Origin of the sequence: Frigoribacterium sp. CFBP 13712 (genome assembly GCF_014842255.1) — a bacterium.
Classification (GTDB): domain Bacteria; phylum Actinomycetota; class Actinomycetes; order Actinomycetales; family Microbacteriaceae; genus Frigoribacterium.
Genome location: NZ_JACYVH010000001.1, coordinates 180201 through 196924, shown reverse-complemented (window position 1 = coordinate 196924; position 16724 = coordinate 180201). Strand labels below are relative to the sequence as shown.

Below are 16724 nucleotides of genomic sequence, written 5' to 3'. Positions count from 1 at the left end.
GCCGACCGCCCGAGCGGGGGACAGCGGGCGGACGGGCCGTCGGTCGAGGGTGCGACGAGCGCCGTCCGGGTGAGGCGGCGGCCCGGGCACGACCGACGGAGGCCGACGGGCGACACGACGCGATCCCGGGTACTTGCGCTGCCTCGGATCGAGCGTAGGTTTGGTCTCACCCGACGGCGACGTCGTTCAGCCCGAAACTGATCGACCGAGCCCAGCTCTCCTGGCGTGAACCCGAAACTCCGCCCGTGCAGAGCTCCTCTCGCAACACCCCTTTGCCAGTTCGCTTACCCCTGCAAGGACCCCATGAACCAGGTGTTCCCCACGCCCGAAAACGGCGCCGCTCCCCGTATCTCCATCGTCGTCCCGGCACGGAACGAGGCCCGCAACCTCGAGATCGTCCTGCCGATGCTCCCGCTCGTGCACGAGGTGATCCTCGTCGACGGCAACTCGGTCGACGACACCATCGCCACGGCGCAGCGCGTCATGCCCGACATCAAGGTCGTCCGTCAGACCCGCAAGGGCAAGGGCAACGCGCTGGCCTGCGGCTTCGAGTCCGCGACCGGCGACATCATCGTCATGTTCGACGCCGACGGCTCGGCCGACCCGGCCGAGATCCCCCGCTTCGTCGAGGCGCTCACCTCGGGCGCCGACGTCGCCAAGGGCAGCCGCTTCGTCCACGGCGGCGGCAGCGAGGACATCACGCGCTTCCGTGCGCTCGGCAACTGGGGCCTCAACGCCCTGACCAACCTGCTGCTCGGCACCAAGTACACCGACCTCTGCTACGGCTACAACGCCTTCTGGGCCCGCATCGTCCCGAGCCTCGACCTGCTGCCGGCCGACCTCGCACCGCGCGCCGACGGTCAGATGCACAACGGCGACGGCTTCGAGATCGAGACCATCCTCAACTGCCGCATCGCCGCCCTCGGCTACGACATCGTCGAGGTCCCGAGCGTCGAGAAGCTCCGCATCCACGGCGTCAGCAACCTCAACGCGATCTCCGACGGATTCCGCGTGCTGCGCGTCATCCTGGAGGAGCGTCGTCGTCGCCCCTCGGCGGCCGCGCGTCTCCGCCGGTCGATCCGCGAGGCCGCCCTCACGTCGGCCGAGGCCACGAACGAGCCGGCGCCCGTCTTCGCCGTCGTCGACGGCGCCCGTCTGGACGCTCGACTCGGAGCCCGCCAGGACGTCGCGTGACCCAGCAGCCGACGACGGTCTCCGTCATCGTCTGCGCCTACACCGAAGACCGATGGGACGACCTGGTCGCCTCGGTGGAGTCCGTCCGCGGGCTCCCCGAGGCGCCCGAGGTGCTGCTGGTCGTCGATCACAACGACGGCCTGCTCGCCCGATCGCGCGATCGATGGAGTGACGTCGTCGTGGCCGCCAACGAGTCCCGGCAGGGGCTCTCCGGCGCCCGCAACACGGGGGTGGCCCTGGCCTCGGGCGACATCGTCGCGTTCCTCGACGACGACGCCTCGGCCGAGCCCTCGTGGCTGACGCACCTGCTCGGCCCGTTCGCCGACCCCCGCGTGGCCGGCGTCGGCGGGCACGCGACTCCCGTCTGGCCCGAGGGCGGCAACACGCTCTACCCGGCCGAGCTGCTCTGGATCGTCGGCTGCAGCCACCGTGGTCTGCCGACCCGGCTCTCGGACGTGCGGAACGTCATCGGCTGCTCGATGGCCTTCCGCCGCGACGCCGTCCTGTCGGTCGGCGGCTTCAACCTCGACACCGGGCGCGTCGGCACCATCCCCCTCGGGGGAGAGGAGACCGATCTCTGCATCCGGATCCGGCAGGCCGACCCGTCGGCGCGCATCGTCCTCGAACCGCGGGCCGACGTGCGTCACCACGTGACCGCCGGTCGCGTGACCTGGGCGTACCTCCGTCGCCGCTCCTTCTACGAGGGGGTGTCGAAGGCGGCGCTCAGCCGTCAGCTGGGCGCGTCCGACTCGCTCTCGAGCGAGTCCGCCTACCTGCGTCGCGACATCCCGCGCGCCGCGCTGCGCGAGCTCCGATCGGTCGGCCGAGGAGGCGCGGGTCGTCTGGCCGCGCTCGTCACCGCGGTCGTCGCCACCGTCGCCGGCTACGCCCTCGGCAGCCTGCGCCGCGCCTCCCTGGCTCCCGTCGATCCCTCGGCCGGCCAGGTCCTCCCCGCTCGCGGATCGGCCCGTCCGGCGTCCGTCGGACCGACGGACGGCGCCCCGTGACCGATCTCCAGCTCGTCCGGCCGATGGCCGGCTCCGCCGCGCCCTCCTGGGGCGGTGCGCTCTGGGTCGGCGAGGTCGACGTCGACGAGCTGACCCGTCCCGGTGTCGGCGACGTCGTGCTGGCGGCCCCCGAGGGGCACCGGGCCGCCCGGCTGCTCGTCCGTCGCGGTCGCGCAGTGCTGGGCTTCGTCGAGGCCCCCGTGGTCGACGGGCGGGTGCCGCTCGAGCTGCTCCGCTCCGAGGTGGCCGCGCTGGCGACGGTCGTCGTGCCCGTCGAGCCGATCCACCTGCCCTCGGTCACGGTCGTGCTGTGCACCCGCGACCGTCCGGGTCATCTCCGCGGCGCCCTCCGCAGCGTGCTCGAACTGGACTACCCCGAGTTCGACGTGGTGGTCGTCGACAACGCCGCCGCGACCACGGAGACCCGCGACCTCGTCCGCACCGAGTTCGACGACCCGCGCGTGCGCTACACGGCCGAGCCCGTCGCAGGCCTGTCGAGCGCGCGCAACGCCGGTCTCGCGGCCGCCACAGGCGAGATCGTCGCCTTCACCGACGACGACGTGATCGTCGACGGGCAGTGGCTGCACGGCCTCGCGTCGGGCTTCGCCCAGGGAGAGGACGTCGCCTGCGTGTCCGGGCTCGTGCCGAGCGGCGAACTGCGCACGCCCGTCCAGCGCTTCTTCGACGACCGGGTGTCGTGGTCGCAGAACACCACCACGCGCGTCTTCCGTCTCGACGAGCCGCCGGTCGACCTGCCGCTGTTCCCGTTCTCGGTCGGCGCGTTCGGCACCGGCGCCAACTTCGCCCTCCGTCGCCCGGTCGCCCTGCTGCTCGGCGGCTTCGACACCGCGTTCGGCGTCGGCACGCCGACAGGCGGAGGAGAGGACCTCGACGTCTTCACCCGCGTGCTGCTCGCCGGGCACGCCCTCGTCGTCGAGCCGTCGGCGCTCGTCTGGCACCGGCACCGCTCCGACCTAGGGGCCCTGCGCGTGCAGGCGACGGGATACGGCACCGGGCTCGGCGCCTGGCTGACGAAGATCGCCCTCGACCCCGTGACCCTGCGGCTAGCGCTCCGCCGCGCCCCCGGGGCGATCCGGGTGCTGGCCGCGAAGCGCCGTGTCGAGGGGGCGCCCGCCGACGTCGACGGACCCTCGCGCGCCTCCTCGGCTCCGGTCGACGCCGACCTGACCCGCGAGATCGCCCGCACCGCCCGGCAGGAGCTGCTCTCCGTCGCGCTGGGGCCGATCCTGTACCTGCGTCAGCGGCGTCGTGGAGCCGGGCTGATGGGCCGTCGCAGCGCGGGCACCGGGCCGCGACGCACGACCGGCGCCGACCCCTCGGTCGCACGGCGGTCCGCATGACCGCCGTGACGAACGGCGCAGGGGGCTCCGTGCCGGCCTCGGTCGCCGACGTGCGCGTGCCCATCTCGGCCGTCGACCGACTCGGAGCCGGCGGATACATCGTCTCGGTCTTCGGCCCGATGACGCTGCCGTCGCGCGACGCGATCGCCGACGCCCTCTGGCGCATCGCCGCCGTCGGCCCCGACGCCCGGCTCGGACTCGTCGCGCTCGACGACCGCACCTGGGGCTTCGGCCTCGAGTCGCTCCGTGAACGATGCGACCTGATGGTCGTCGAAGCGCCCGAGTTCGCGAGCGGAGACGCGGGCGTCGCGCTCGAGCGGCTGATCGGCCGGCTCGAGCCCGGGCCGCCCGTGCGCATCCTGCTGGCCGGCGACCGCCTCCTGATGATCCTCGACCACGGCGTCGTCGACGCGCGCTTCACGACCCGCCTGCCCCTCGCCCTGATCGAGGTCGCGACGGGTGGGGACATCCCGGCGTGGCTGACGGCCGAGAACGCCCGGAGACCGCTCTGGTCGGCGTTCGTCGAGACCTTCGCCAAGCACCCCGCCCGCGTCGCGACGCTCCTGCGGGTGCGCCGCGTCGAGACCCCCGTCGTGCCGCAGCGGGTGCCCGTCGAACGCCCGCTGATCGGCTGGACCGGCTCGACCGCCGTCGTCGTGGCGAACGGGACCCGCGAGACGTTCAAGGGGCTGCACGCCTGGCTGCGTCGGCGCGACGAGCCGGTGGCCTTCGGCGCGGGCGTCATCGTCGCGCTGCGGGCCGCCCTCGCCGCCGAGGGGCTGCGTCTCGGGCCGGACAGCGAGATGGTCTACGACGTCCGCGGGTACCTGCCCACCGGGGTCGAGGCCACGGGCAGCTTCGTCACGGGGATCCCCGTGACGGGCGGCGACGATCTCGTCGCGGTCGACCAGAGCCTGGCGCAGACAGCGGCGTCGGGGCGGCCTCTCGCCGCGCTGATGGCCGGTGCCGTCAAGGAGGCGCTGCGCCCGGCGCGTCGCCGTGCGCCCGGAGCCACGCCGGCCAGGGCGAGGGCCAGGGTCGTCGTGAGCAACCTCGGGGTCAACCGCTCGCTGCAGTCCCTCCCGTGGGTGCGTGACGGGCGGGTCGTCGACACCGCGTCGGCCGTGCACCCCATCGCGCCCGAGACGGTCGCGGTGCAGCTCGTCGTGCTCGACGGACGGCTGCACGTGGCGGTGTCGTACAACGACACCTCGTTCGACCGCGACGCCGTGCGCCGCGCGGTGCAGGCGTTCGTCGACGACCCGGTGGGTCTGCTCGACGGGGTCGTCTCCCGCTAGTCGCCCTCGGGGCGGAGCAGCGCGGCGATGTCCTCGTCGACGAGCGTGCGGATGCGCTCGTCGCGCCCCTCGTCGTAGTCGGGCAGAGGCGAGGCGGCCCAGCCGAGGCGGTCGACGACCGTGCTGCCGACGTCGTCCCAGGCCCGGGCCCTCGCAGCCGCGACGAGCGACGCCACGAAGTCGTCGTCGGCGGCGCTCTGGGCTATGCGCGCCGCCAGCTCCTTGTGGGTGGCCTCGCGGAGGCGCAGCGCGTCGATGTCGTCGACCCGGTAGTCGAACTGGTGCCGCGACCGGCCGTACGACCGGTGCGTCCGCCGTCGGAGCGTCTTCAGCCGCGCGACCCCCTCGCGCTGCTCGGCCTCGAGCCGCGCCAGCTCGTCCCGGGCCGCCGTCGTCGCGACGTCGTCGTCGAACGGCAGATGCTCCTGCAGCGCCCTGACGATGACGGTGTTCGCGACGGCCACGACCGCGGCGGCGCGGACGATCAGGAACCCGTCGTCGACGGCGCGCTCGAGCGGGGTCGGGTCCGCTCGGCGGACGGGAAGGCCTGGCAGGTCGGGGAGCACCGGTGTCGGATCCTCTCGGGTCCCCTCCGACCCTACCCACGCGGCCCGCCGCACGTAGGGTGAGGCGATGACCGCCCGCGACCCCGATCCCGTCTCCGACGTCGCCCCCGAGCTCTCCCGTCGGCCGTTCATCCGGCAGCACTGGGGCGGGCTCGCCTTCGCGCACTGGAGGGTCGAGCCCGACCGGGTCGCCCCGCTGCTGCCGCACGGCACGCGGCCCGACGTCTTCGACGGGTCGACCTGGGTCGGTCTGATCCCGTTCGAGCTGTCGCGGAGCGCGTTCGGGCCCTTTCCGCCGGTGCCGGTGCTGGGGACGTTCCTCGAGACCAACGTGCGGCTCTACTCGGTCGACGAGCAGGGGCGGCGCGGTGTCGTCTTCCGCACGCTCGAGGCGGAGCGGCTGCTGCCGGTGCTCGCCGCGAACGCGGGGCTGGGGCTGCCGTACCGCTGGGCCTCGATGACCCGCAGGAGGCGCGGGGGAGTCGTCGAGTACGCCTCGCGCAGGCACGGACCCGGCCCGCGACCGGCCACGCGCCTCCACGTCCGTCCGACCGACGAGGTCGTCGTCGGCGACCCCCTGGCCGACTTCCTCACGGCGCGCTGGGGCATGCACGTCGAGCGGGGCGGGACGACCCGGTTCTGGCCGAACGAGCACGGCGCGTGGCCGCTGCGGCGGGCCGAGCTGGTCGACCTCGACGACGAGCTGGTCGCCGACTCCGGTCTGCCCGGGGTCGCCGATCGGGAGCCCGACTCGCTGCTCTGGTCGGACGGCGTCGACACCGTCTTCGCGCCTCCCGGGGGTCGCTGGGTCGGGCCCTGACCCGGCGGTCTTCGCGGTCCGCGCGCGGGCGCACTACGGTTGCTGGCATGGTTTCCTCACCCGACGACTCGACCGACACCGCCGCAGCACCACCCGAGGCGCCGCCGGCGACGGGTGACACGGCGGGCGGGTCGACGGGCGCCCCCGAGCGCGAGGTGCTCGGCTGGCTCGAATTCGGCGAGGCGGCGCGGCATCTGGCGAGCGACGTGGTCGCGGCCGACTTCACCCCCGACGTGATCGTGGCCGTGGCCCGCGGCGGGCTGGTGCTGGCCGGCGCCATCTCGTACGCCCTCGACACGAAGATGTGCGGCTCGATCAACGTCGAGTTCTACACGGGCATCGATGAGCGCCTGCCCGAGCCCGTGCTGCTGCCCCCGACCCTCGACGCCCCGTCGCTCGAGGGCAAGCGCGTGCTGATCGTCGACGACGTCTCCGACTCGGGTCGCACGCTCGTGCTCGTCCGCGACCTGCTCGCCGCCGTCGCCGCCGACGTCCGCACCGTCTGCCTCTACAGCAAGCCGCGCACCCTGCTCGAACCGGACTTCGTCTGGAAGCGCACGTCCCGCTGGATCACCTTCCCGTGGAGCGCCCTCCCGCCGGTCACCCGCGACAGCGGCACGGTGGTCGAGGCGTGAGCATCCACCTGGTGGGCGGCGGCTGGTCGCCCGACTCGCCCGACCTCTACGACCTCTTCGTCGCCGAGGCGGCCGTCCGCGGCGGCGCCGTCGGGCGCGCCGTGCCGCGCATCGCCCTGCTCGTCGTCGTCGCCGACGACTCGCCCTCGGCCGAGTTCCGCACCGGCTACCCCGCGATGATCGCGTCTCAGGGGCGCTGCGAGGTCGTGACGAGCGTGATCGAGGCCGGCGAGTCGTTCGACACCCGGGTGCTGAGCGACGTCGACGGTCTGATCGTCGCCGGCGGGCTCACCCCGGCGTACCTCGAGGCCGTGATCCCGCTCGTCGACCAGGTGCGCCTCCTGGTCGCGGACGGGCTGCCGTACCTGGGCTTCTCGGCCGGCGCGATGATCGCCGCCGACCGGGCGCTGCTCGGCGGCTGGCTGATCGGCGACGTGCCGGTCTGCCCCGAAGACGCGGCGGAGGACCTCGACGAGGTCACCCTGAGCGGCGGCCTCGGTCTCGTCGACATCGCCGTCGACGTGCACGCCGCCCAGTGGGGCACCCTCACCCGGCTGATCGCCGCGACCGAGGCCGGGCTGGTCTCGGGCGGCGTCGCGATCGACGAGAACACCGCGCTCGTCGTCGGCGACGGGGCCCTGACGGTGCTCGGCACGGGCAGCGTGTGGCGGGTCGAGCCGCAGGTCGACGAGGGCGGCGAGATCGTCGGCGTCTCGGTCGGCACCCTGGGCCCGGCGTGACCGACGCCCCCGGTGGCGCGTCGCCCGAGTCGGCGGCCTCGGCCGAGTCGCCCGCCTCGCCCGAGTCGCCCGCCTCGCCCGCCTCGCCCGAGTCGGCCGCGCGCCGGCCCCTCGCCGAGCAGATCGACGCCGGCTGGGCGGAGGCGCTCGAGCCAGTGGCCGACCGCATCGCCGACATGGGCGAGTACCTCCGTGCCGAGGTCCGCGCCGGTCGCGGCTACCTGCCCGCGGGCGAGCACGTGCTCCGGGCGTTCAGGGCGCCGCTCGAGAGCGTGCGCGTGCTCATCGTCGGTCAAGACCCTTACCCGACGCCGGGGCACCCCGTCGGGCTCTCGTTCTCGGTCGACCCCCGGGTCCGCCCGATCCCGCGGAGCCTGGCGAACATCTACCGCGAGCTGAACGACGACCTCGGCGTGCCCCCGGTCGCGCACGGCGACCTCACGTCGTGGTCCGAGAACGGCGTGATGCTGCTCAACCGCGTGCTGACCGTCCGCCCCGGCGAGACCGCGTCTCATCGCGGCAAGGGCTGGGAGCCGGTCACGCAGCGGGCGATCGAGGCCCTCGCGGCCCGGGGCGGCCCTCTCGTCGCCATCCTCTGGGGGCGCGACGCCGCGGCCCTGAAGCCGATGCTCGGCGACGTCCCGACCATCGAGTCGGCCCACCCGAGCCCGCTCTCCGCCTCACGGGGGTTCTTCGGCTCGAAGCCGTTCAGCCGGGCGAACGCGTCGCTCATCGAGCAGGGCGGCGACCCCGTCGACTGGGCGCTGCCGCCCGCCTGAGCCGCGCCGCGCCTCCTGGGCTTCAGGCACCCCGGCCCTGGGGTGAGCGGGCGTCTCCGGCGAATGCGGGCGTGGAGACTCGCCCGTCGGCGTAGCACTGGCCCGTGTGCGCAGGCGTAGGAGCGTCCGCCTGGGCTGCGCCGCGCCGCTCCTCCTGGGGTGCCGGGCGGCGTAGCCGCGGCCCGGGCGGGCGTGTTCGTCATGGGCGGGCGTGGAAACTCGCCCTTCGGCGTCGCACTGGCCCGTCTGCGCAGGCATACGAGCCTCCGTCTGAGCTGCGCCGCGCCTCCTGAGGTGCGCCGCGCCGCCTGAGGTGCGCCGCGCCTCCTGAGCCGCGCCGCTCCTCCTGAGTGCCGGGCGGCGTAGCCGCGGGCGGAGCGGGCGTCTCCGGCGCATGCGGGCGTGAAGACTCGCCCGTCGGGGTCGCACTCGCCCGCCTGCGCAGGCGAAAGAGCGGCCGCCCGCATGGCAGAGTGGCACCGTGCTCGAAGAGGAATACCAGCCCCGTCGTCGCCTGCCCCGCGCCCTGCAGGCGCCGGCGCCCGTCGAGCCCGCGTTCCGGTTCGAGGTGCGTGCCGCCGCCCCCGCCGATCTGCCCTACGTGCGCGAGATCTACAACCACTACGTCGCGAACTCGTCGGTCACCTTCGACGAGGACGCCATGACGCTGGCCGAGTGGCGGCGCAAGTTCTCGTTCGTCACGTCGCTCGGCATGCCGTTCCTCGTGGCGGTCAACCCGAGGGGCGAGGTGCTCGGCTACGCGCTGGCCTCGCCCTGGGGCGGCAAGGCCGCCTACCGCTACACCGTCGAGACCTCGATCTACCTGCGGGCCGCGTCGACGGGCAAGGGGCTCGGTGCGGGGCTGCTCGAGGCGCTCGTCGAGGCGTGCCGCGACGCCGGGATCCGCGAGATGGTCGCCGTGATCGCCGACAAGAACGCCGAGGCGTCGGTGGCCCTGCACGCCCGGCTCGGCTTCGTCGAGGTCGGGCGCATGGGCCGGGTCGGCTTCAAGTTCGGGCGGTGGCTCGGCACCATCACGATGCAGAAGTCGCTGAAGAAGCGACGCGGTCGACTCGGGCGCTGAGCACGGGCACGGGCACGGGCGCTGCCCGGCACGAGCTCGGCACGGCACGAGCTCGGCCCGGCACGAGCTCGGCCCGGCACGAGCTCGGGCGGGCCGACCGGGGGAGTCGAGGAGGCGCGGCCAGGCCTAGGCTCGACGGATGCCCGAACTCCACGACCTCACCGCCCACGAGCAGTGGAACCAGCTGCGGCACGGCAGGGTGACGCCGCGCGAGCTGACCGACCACTACCTCGAGCGGATCGAGCGCCTCGACGGCGGCGGCACCGGTGAGCCCGCAGGCGGCGGCCGCCCCGGCATCGGCGCCTTCACGACGGTCACGGCCGACGCCGCCCGTGCCCGCGCCGACCGGCTGACCCGGGAGGGGCCGACGGCCGCGCCGCTCTGGGGACTCCCGTTCGCCGACAAGGACCTCACCGACCGGGCCGGGGTGCCCACCCGGTCGGGCTCGCGCCTGGCCGACGGCAGGGTGCCGACGACGTCGTCGGAGATCGTCGACGTGCTCGACGAGGCGGGCGGCATCAGCCTCGGCAAGACGGCCACCCCCGAGTACGGGCTCACGGCCTACACCGAGACGCTGATCGGGCCCCCGACCCGCAACCCCTGGCGGCCCGAGACCGGCGCGGGCGGTTCGAGCGGCGGGGCCGCGGCGGCCGTCGCGGCGGGTCTGCTGCCCTTCGCCCCGGGGTCCGACGGCGGCGGCAGCATCCGCATCCCGGCGGCGGCGACCGGTCTCGTCGGTCTCAAGCCCTCGCGGGGGCGCGTGCCGTCGCAGTCGGGGCTGTCCAGTCTCGGCGGACTGGCCGTCGGCGGGCCTCTCGCCCGGACGGTCGCCGACGCCGCCATGCTGCTCGACGCCATGGTCTCGCCCGACGGCCGCCCGCCGCGGCACGGGCAGGCGCTGCACGCTCCGACGTCGCCCGACGGGGCCTACCTCGGCACCGCGCTGCGCGGCGAGGGACGCTTCCAGGTGGCGGTGATGACGACCAGCCCGTGGGACGGCGCGTTCGACGTCTGGGTCGACCCGCGCCTCCTCGGCGTCGTCCGGCACACGGCCGATCTGCTCGCCGACCTCGGGCACGGCGTCGACGAGACCACGATGCCGGGCTCGGACTACCCGACGCTGTTCCGCACCCTGTGGCAGGCCGGGGCCGCGGGCATCCCCGCCGAGACCGAGGCCGAGCTGGCGAGGCTCGAGCCGATCACCCGCTGGCTGGTCGAGCAGGGGCGGCGGGTGACCGCGCGCGAGCTGGCCGCGACCCTCGTCGGGCTGACCGCCTTCGAGCGCACGGTGATCGAGAGCTTCGCGCCGTACGACGCCGTGCTGACGCCGACGCTCGCCCTGCTGCCGCGCCCGATCGGCTGGTACGACGACGTCGACGCCGAGCGCAACTTCGAGCAGCAGTGCCTCTACTCGCCGTTCACGTCGTTCGTCAACGTCGCGGGGCTGCCGGCCATCACCCTGCCCGTGGGCGAGATCGACGGGCAGCCGGCGGGTGTGCAGCTGATCGGCCGTCCGGGTCGCGAGGACGTCCTGTTCGCCCTCGGTGCGCAGCTCGAACGGCGTCTGCGGTGGCAGCGTCGGCACCCGCCCGAGTGGTGAGCGGCGCCGCTCAGTCGAGCGTCGGCACCGACGCCATGAGGCCGCGCGTGTAGTCGTGCCGCGGGTTCCGCAGCACGTCGTCGACCGCCCCCTGCTCGACGATGCGCCCGTCGTGCAGCACGGCGACCCGGTCCGCGAGGTGCTGCACCAGTCCGATGTCGTGCGACACGGTGAGCAGCGAGAGCCCGAGGTCGTCGCGGAGCTCGCGCAGCAGGGCGAGGATCTGCGCCCGCACGGTGACGTCGAGGGCGCTCATCGGCTCGTCGCCGACGAGCAGCCGGGGGCGGTGCACCACGGCCCTGGCCACGGCGACGCGCTGCCGCTGCCCTCCGCTCAGCTCGTGCGGGTAGCCGTCGCCGTGCTCACGGGTGAGTCCGACCCGTCCGAGCATCTCGTCGACCAGCGCCCGGTGGTCGCCGTCGATCGACAGCGCCCGCAGCGGCTCGGCCACCGTGTCGCGGATCCGCATGCGGGGGTCGAGCGAGCTGTACGGGTCCTGCAGCACGACGCCCGTGTCGCGGCGGAACCAGCGGAGCGCCGCCGCCCGACCCGGTCGCACCGGGCGCCCGTCGAACGTGACGGACCCCGCGGTGGGCGCGTCGAGCGCGAGCAGCAGCTTGACGAGCGTGCTCTTGCCGCTGCCCGACTCGCCGATCAGCGCGACGCTCTCGCCGGCGGCGACGTCGAGGTCGGCGTCGATCAGGGCGTGCCGCACGGCGCCCGGCTGGAACGGCGAGGGTCGCGGCAGCCGGTAGGTGCGGGTCAGACCGCGGCCGCTCAGCAGGGGAGCCGAGGAGGCGCGGGTCGGGTCGTCGACGGTCACGTCGTCCTCCAGGTGGTCGCCTCAGACGCCGCCACGAGCCCGCGGGTCACGGGGTGGGCGGGCCGGGTCAGCAGCTCGCGCACGGGGCCCTGCTCGACGAGGCGGCCGGCCGACAGCACCGCCGCGTGGTCGACGACGCGGCGCAGCACGGCCAGATCATGGGTGACGAACAGCAGCGAGGTGCCGCGTTCGTCGACGAGGCGGCGGAACAGGTGGAGCACCTCGGCCTGCGTCGAGACGTCGAGCGCCGTGGTCGGCTCGTCGGCCAGCAGGAGGCGCGGGCGGGCGATCAGGGCCGTCGCGATCACGACGCGCTGGCGCTGACCCCCCGACAGCTGGTGCGGGTAGCGGTCGACGATGCCGGCCGGGTCGGGCAGACCCACCTCGGCCGCGGCCTCGATCGCCCGGGCGCGGGCGTCGCGGCGCCCGATGCCCTCGTGCAGACGGAGCGGCTCGGCGATCTGGCTGCCGATGGTGCGGATCGGGTCGAGCGAGGTGCGCGGATCCTGGAACACGACGCCGATCTCCGCGCCCCGCAGCGGCGCGTGGTCCCGGTCGGACAGGCCGACCAGCTCGCGGTCGTCGAGTCGGATGCTGCCGCGGACGGTCGCGGCGTCGGGCAGCAGCCCGAGCACGGCGAGCAGGGTCATCGACTTGCCCGATCCGGACTCGCCGATCAGGCCGAGGCGCTCGCCGTCGCCGATCGACAGCGACACGCCCTCGATCACGGGTCGGCCGCCGAGGTCGACGTGCAGGTCGTCGATGGAGAGGCTCACGAGACGACCCCCGGTCGGTCGGCGGGCGTCGCCGCACGCGGACGGAGGCGCGGGTCGGCGGCGTCGCGGAGGGCGTCGCCGAGCAGGTTGAAGGCGAGCACGGTCAGGGTGATCGCGGCGCCCGGCCAGACGATGCTCCACGGGTGCACCCCGATGAACTTCTGCAGATCGCTGAGGAGGCGCCCCCACGACGCGGTCTCGGCGGACGCGCCGTAGCCGAGGAACGACAGCCCCGCCTCGGCCAGGATCGAGGTCGCCATGGCGAGCGAGAGCTGCACGGCGAAGAGCGGGGCGACGTTCGGCAGCACGTGCCGGGTGACGACGCCCAGGGCGCCGACGCCCGCGGCTCGGGCGGCGAGCACGTAGTCCTCCCGCCCCACGCGTCGGATCTCGGCGCGCGAGACGCGGGCGATGTTCACGCCGTAGCCCGTGCCCGCGGCGATGACCACGACGCCGAGCGATCCGCCGAAGGCCGCCGCGAGGGCCATCGCGATGAGGATGGTGGGGAACGCGACGAGCACGTCGATCAGCACCGCGACGGAGTCCCTCGCCCACCGCGGGGTCAGCGAGCCGAGCACGGCGAGGAGCACCCCGACGACGAGGGCGGTCGCGCCGGAGGCCAGGGCGACGAGCGCGGTCGTCGTCGACGCGCGGGCGACGTAGCTGAAGACGTCGCGACCGACGGAGTCCGTGCCGAAGAGGTGCTCGGTCGAGGGCGGAGCCCAGGCCGCGTACGGGTCGGTCGCGAACGGATCGAGCGGGGTCCAGAACGGACTCGCGACCGCCGCGACGGCGACGAGCGCGAGCCAGCCGACGGCGAACGCGCCCGTCGGCGAGCCGACCACGGCGCGCAGCCACGACCCGCGCCTCATTCGCCGCGCTCCCGTGATCGGGGGTCGACGCTGCGGTGCACGACGTCGACGACGAAGCCGACGGCGAGGACGATCGCGGTCAGGGTCATCAGCTCGCCCTGCACCTTGGTCAGATCGCGGCGGCCGACGTCGGCGACGAGCATGCGACCGACGCCGGGCAGGCTGAAGAGCTGCTCGACGAGCACGGCGCCGACCACGAGGCCGGCCACCTGGATGCCGAGCACGCTCACGACGCTCAGCATGACGTTCGGCAGTCCGTGGCGCACGAGGGCCCGGTCGCGGGTCATGCCCTTGGCCGCGGCGGCGCGGACGTAGTCGGCGTCGAGCGCCCCGAGCGCGGCGGACCGGGTGAAGCGCAGCAGCACGGCGCCCTCGACGAGGCCGATGGTCACGGCGGGCAGCACGAGTGATCGCAGAGCCGCCGCGGGGTCCGACCACCCGTCGATCGGGAACCCCTGCGTGGGCAGCCAGCGCAGGGTGACGGCGACCAGCGCGATCAGGAGCATGCCCGCCCAGACCGCCGGCACGGCGGCCAGCACCTGGGCGCCGACCGACACGGCGGTGCCGAGCGGGCGACGCCGGCGGAGCGCGGCGAGCACGCCTAGCGGCACCCCGATCAGCAGCCCGATCACGAGCGACAGCCCGGCGAGCGGCAGCGTGACGGCCAGCTTGTCGGCGATCTCGTCGCCGACCGGGGTGCCCGTCACGAGCGATCGGCCGAGGTCGAGTCGCAGCAGCCCGCCGGCCCAGTCCAGGTACTGAGAGACGATCGACCGGTCGAGGCCGAGCTCGGTGCGGAGCGCGGCGACCTGGGCGGGCGAGCCGGTCGTCCCGGCGATGACCTGGGCCACGTCACCCGGCAGGAGGCGCAGGGTGGCGAAGATCAGGACGCTCGCGACGACCAGCCCCAGCGCGAAGAGGACCAGTCGACCCGCCGTGAATCGGATCACTCCGTCGCGGCCAGGTCGGACAGGTCGAGACGGGTGGTCGTCGACGAGGTCGGGAACCCGGTGACGCCGTCGCGCACGGCGGTGAGGGTCGTCGACGTGTACAGCCACTCGGCGGGTGCGTCGGCGGAGACGATCTCGGCGGCCTCGGCGAGGGCGGCGTCGGCGTCGGCCGGGTCGGTCGCGGCGAGAGAGGCCGCGTAGAGCTCCTGGACGGCGGGGGAGTCGTAGCCGAAGTAGTAGTCGGGGTCGGCCCAGTTGCCGAAGTCGTGGGTCTCGGCGTGGTTGACCATGCTCAGCTGGAAGTCACGGGGCGAGCCGTCGGACGGGGCGACGAAGACGTCGGTCAGCCAGGTCGAGAAGTCGACCTGGTCGACCGTCAGCGTGATGCCGACGGCCTTCAGCTGGGTGGTCAGGACGTCGCCGATGGCGGCGGGGTAGACGTTCGCGTACTCGAGGGTCAGATCGAGGTCGGACAGCCCCGCCTCGTCGAGCAGCGCGCGGGCGGCGTCGGGGTCGTACGCGTCGACGTCCGTGAGGTCGCGGTACCCGGGGTCGAGCTCGGGGATCGGTCCGCCCTGGTCGACCGCCGACCCGCCGGTCGCCGCGATCAGCGCGTCGTTGTCGACCGCGAGTCGGATGGCCTTGCGCACGCGGGGGTCGGTGAACGGCTCGACGGCGTTGTTGAAGGCGAGCGTGTACTTGTCCGTCGTCTTCCCCTCGTCGACCGTGAGGCCGTCGATCCCGTCGAGCTGGCTGCGGAGGGTGGCGTCCACCGCGGTCTGCACGTCGATCTCACCCGAGATCGAGGCGTTGATCCGGGCGGAGGGGTCGGGGATGTACCGGAAGTCGACGCCGCCCACCCCGGCGGGCGTGCCCCAGTAGTCGTCGTTGCGGCTGAGACGGAGGTTGTCGCCCTGGGTCCAGCTCTCGAGCGTGAACGGGCCCGTCCCGTTCGCCGTCGTCGACAGGTCGTTGTCGGCGGCCTGCTCGAGCACGAGACCGGCACGACCGGTGAGGGAGAACAGGAGCGCCGAGTCGGGGCGCGACAGCGTGAGGACGATCGTCGAGGGGTCGGGGGAGGCGATCGATTCGACGGCGTCCAGGTCGCCGTGGTTCGCGAGGGTGTCGTCGTCGGCGACCTGCTGCAGCGACCAGACGACGTCGTCCGCGGTGAGCGCGGCCCCGTCGTGGAAGGTCACTCCCTCGGCGAGGGTGAAGGTGTAGGTCAGTCCGTCGTCGCTCACCTCGTGCGAGGAGGCGAGGACGTCGACGATCTCGTTGTCCTGCGTGCGGCCGACGAGACCCTGGTAGACGTTGTCGATCAGCACCTGGTCGAGGGCGATGCCCGCGGTCCGCCGGATGTCGAGGTCGGTCGGCTCGAGGACGAGACCGACGGTCACCGTGGCGTCCGGATCGGGTGCGCCCGACCGGTCGGAGTCGGTGGACGACGAGCAGCCGGCGGTGACGAGCACGAGAGCGGTGACGGCGGCGAGGAGGGGCAGGGTGCGCACGCGGAGGGGCCTTCCGGGGGAGGGCCGGGGCGTCGATGCCCCGGCGAAGGATGCCGAGGTGGTCTCGGCTCTGCTGCGGGGGATCTCCGGTCGCTGGCGGAACGGTCGTCACGATCCGCCACCGTGGTGCTGTCGGACACGGCGCGGCCCCTCGCCGCGGGTCGCTGACGGACTCGCGGACGCGTCAGAACCTACCACCAGGGTGTGAATCAGGTGGACGCGTCGCGAGATAGGTGAGGCTTACCTATACTGATTCCGACATGTTCCTCGAATACAGCGACCCGCCCCTGCAGCACGACGCCACGCGTGTGCTGTTCGCTGGCGACGCCACCTCGATCGACCACCTCCGCGGCATGCTGGCGGCCCTGCCGCTCTGCGCCAGGGGGCAGGTCTTCGTCGAGGTCGACGACAGCAGCCAGATCGTGCCGCTCGCCTCGCCGGGCCGGGTGTCCGTCACCTGGCTCGCCCGTGATCGCCGGTCGGGTGCGCCCGGCTCCGGCCGGTCGTGCGACCGCGGCGAGGCGCTCGAACGCGCCGTCCGGGCCTGGCTCGCCGAGATGTACGTCGACACCGAGTCGCTCGTCGGGGGCGAGCACGTGATCTGGATCGCCGGGCCTCCGTCGTTCGCCTACGACCTGCGCCACGATCTGCACCGCGTGTTCCACGCGGTCGACGGGGCCGTCGCGCTCTGATCTCCTCCCGGTGGGC

At 74.0% G+C, this 16724-nt stretch carries 17 protein-coding genes; 11 read left to right on the top strand and 6 right to left on the bottom strand.

Annotated features, from left to right (window positions below; translation table 11 throughout):
• Positions 1-303 precede the first annotated feature (303 nt).
• The 4 genes from IFT51_RS00910 to IFT51_RS00895 are packed head-to-tail and all read left to right on the top strand — an operon-like array spanning position 304 to position 4860.
• Positions 304-1194: a glycosyltransferase family 2 protein gene (locus IFT51_RS00910; protein ID WP_192058198.1), complete on the top strand. Its 891-nt coding sequence runs from the start codon at positions 304-306 to the stop codon at positions 1192-1194.
• On the top strand, positions 1191-2201 hold the full coding sequence (locus IFT51_RS00905) for a glycosyltransferase (protein WP_192058196.1): 1011 nt from the start codon (positions 1191-1193) through the stop codon (positions 2199-2201). The genes IFT51_RS00910 and IFT51_RS00905 overlap by 4 nt, the downstream gene beginning before the upstream one ends.
• Positions 2198-3562 (top strand): glycosyltransferase family 2 protein, encoded by a 1365-nt coding sequence (locus tag IFT51_RS00900; protein WP_371740636.1) that lies wholly within the window; start codon positions 2198-2200, stop codon positions 3560-3562. Before IFT51_RS00905 ends, IFT51_RS00900 begins: the two co-directional genes overlap by 4 nt.
• Positions 3559-4860 (top strand): hypothetical protein, encoded by a 1302-nt coding sequence (locus IFT51_RS00895; protein WP_192058195.1) that lies wholly within the window; start codon positions 3559-3561, stop codon positions 4858-4860. Before IFT51_RS00900 ends, IFT51_RS00895 begins: the two co-directional genes overlap by 4 nt.
• Here the strand turns inward: IFT51_RS00895 and IFT51_RS00890 are convergent.
• Positions 4857-5426, bottom strand: a complete 570-nt coding sequence (locus IFT51_RS00890; protein WP_192058193.1) for a hypothetical protein — start codon at positions 5424-5426, stop codon at positions 4857-4859. The two genes, IFT51_RS00895 and IFT51_RS00890, sit on opposite strands and share 4 nt — an antisense overlap.
• A 67-nt stretch (positions 5427-5493) precedes the next feature.
• On the opposite strand from IFT51_RS00890, the gene IFT51_RS00885 reads away from it, so the two are divergent.
• The 6 genes from IFT51_RS00885 to IFT51_RS00860 all read left to right on the top strand — a co-directional run bounded on the left by IFT51_RS00885 (position 5494) and on the right by IFT51_RS00860 (position 11084).
• Positions 5494-6246 (top strand): YqjF family protein, encoded by a 753-nt coding sequence (locus tag IFT51_RS00885; protein ID WP_192058191.1) that lies wholly within the window; start codon positions 5494-5496, stop codon positions 6244-6246.
• Between the two features lie 47 nt (positions 6247-6293).
• Positions 6294-6881, top strand: a complete 588-nt coding sequence (locus IFT51_RS00880; protein ID WP_192058189.1) for a phosphoribosyltransferase — start codon at positions 6294-6296, stop codon at positions 6879-6881.
• Entirely contained in the window at positions 6878-7621 is a 744-nt protein-coding gene (locus IFT51_RS00875; protein ID WP_371740635.1) for a Type 1 glutamine amidotransferase-like domain-containing protein, read from the top strand. Before IFT51_RS00880 ends, IFT51_RS00875 begins: the two co-directional genes overlap by 4 nt.
• Positions 7618-8400: a uracil-DNA glycosylase gene (locus IFT51_RS00870; protein ID WP_192058187.1), complete on the top strand. Its 783-nt coding sequence runs from the start codon at positions 7618-7620 to the stop codon at positions 8398-8400. Before IFT51_RS00875 ends, IFT51_RS00870 begins: the two co-directional genes overlap by 4 nt.
• Before the next feature lie 481 nt (positions 8401-8881).
• Positions 8882-9484 (top strand): GNAT family N-acetyltransferase, encoded by a 603-nt coding sequence (locus IFT51_RS00865; protein ID WP_192058185.1) that lies wholly within the window; start codon positions 8882-8884, stop codon positions 9482-9484.
• A 139-nt stretch (positions 9485-9623) separates the two neighbouring features.
• On the top strand, positions 9624-11084 hold the full coding sequence (locus IFT51_RS00860; protein WP_192058183.1) for an amidase: 1461 nt from the start codon (positions 9624-9626) through the stop codon (positions 11082-11084).
• Positions 11085-11094: 10 nt separating this feature from the next.
• On the opposite strand, the gene IFT51_RS00855 is transcribed toward IFT51_RS00860, so the two are convergent.
• The 5 genes from IFT51_RS00855 to IFT51_RS00835 are packed head-to-tail and all read right to left on the bottom strand — an operon-like array spanning position 11095 to position 16016.
• Positions 11095-11907 (bottom strand): ABC transporter ATP-binding protein, encoded by an 813-nt coding sequence (locus IFT51_RS00855; RefSeq protein ID WP_371740634.1) that lies wholly within the window; start codon positions 11905-11907, stop codon positions 11095-11097.
• Positions 11904-12683, bottom strand: coding sequence for an ATP-binding cassette domain-containing protein (locus tag IFT51_RS00850; RefSeq protein WP_192058181.1), 780 nt, complete (start codon positions 12681-12683; stop codon positions 11904-11906). Before IFT51_RS00850 ends, IFT51_RS00855 begins: the two co-directional genes overlap by 4 nt.
• Positions 12680-13555 carry an ABC transporter permease gene (locus IFT51_RS00845; RefSeq protein WP_192058179.1) on the bottom strand — a complete coding sequence of 292 codons (876 nt, stop codon included), beginning with the start codon at positions 13553-13555 and terminating at the stop codon, positions 12680-12682. The genes IFT51_RS00850 and IFT51_RS00845 overlap by 4 nt, the downstream gene beginning before the upstream one ends.
• The gene (locus IFT51_RS00840; RefSeq protein ID WP_192058177.1) at positions 13552-14505 is read right to left on the bottom strand and encodes an ABC transporter permease subunit; all 954 of its coding nucleotides are present in this window, start codon (positions 14503-14505) and stop codon (positions 13552-13554) included. Before IFT51_RS00840 ends, IFT51_RS00845 begins: the two co-directional genes overlap by 4 nt.
• Entirely contained in the window at positions 14502-16016 is a 1515-nt protein-coding gene (locus IFT51_RS00835) for an ABC transporter substrate-binding protein (protein WP_192058175.1), read from the bottom strand. Before IFT51_RS00835 ends, IFT51_RS00840 begins: the two co-directional genes overlap by 4 nt.
• Before the next feature lie 260 nt (positions 16017-16276).
• On the opposite strand from IFT51_RS00835, the gene IFT51_RS00830 reads away from it, so the two are divergent.
• On the top strand, positions 16277-16708 hold the full coding sequence (locus IFT51_RS00830; RefSeq protein ID WP_192058173.1) for an SIP domain-containing protein: 432 nt from the start codon (positions 16277-16279) through the stop codon (positions 16706-16708).
• Positions 16709-16724: the final 16 nt, after the last annotated feature.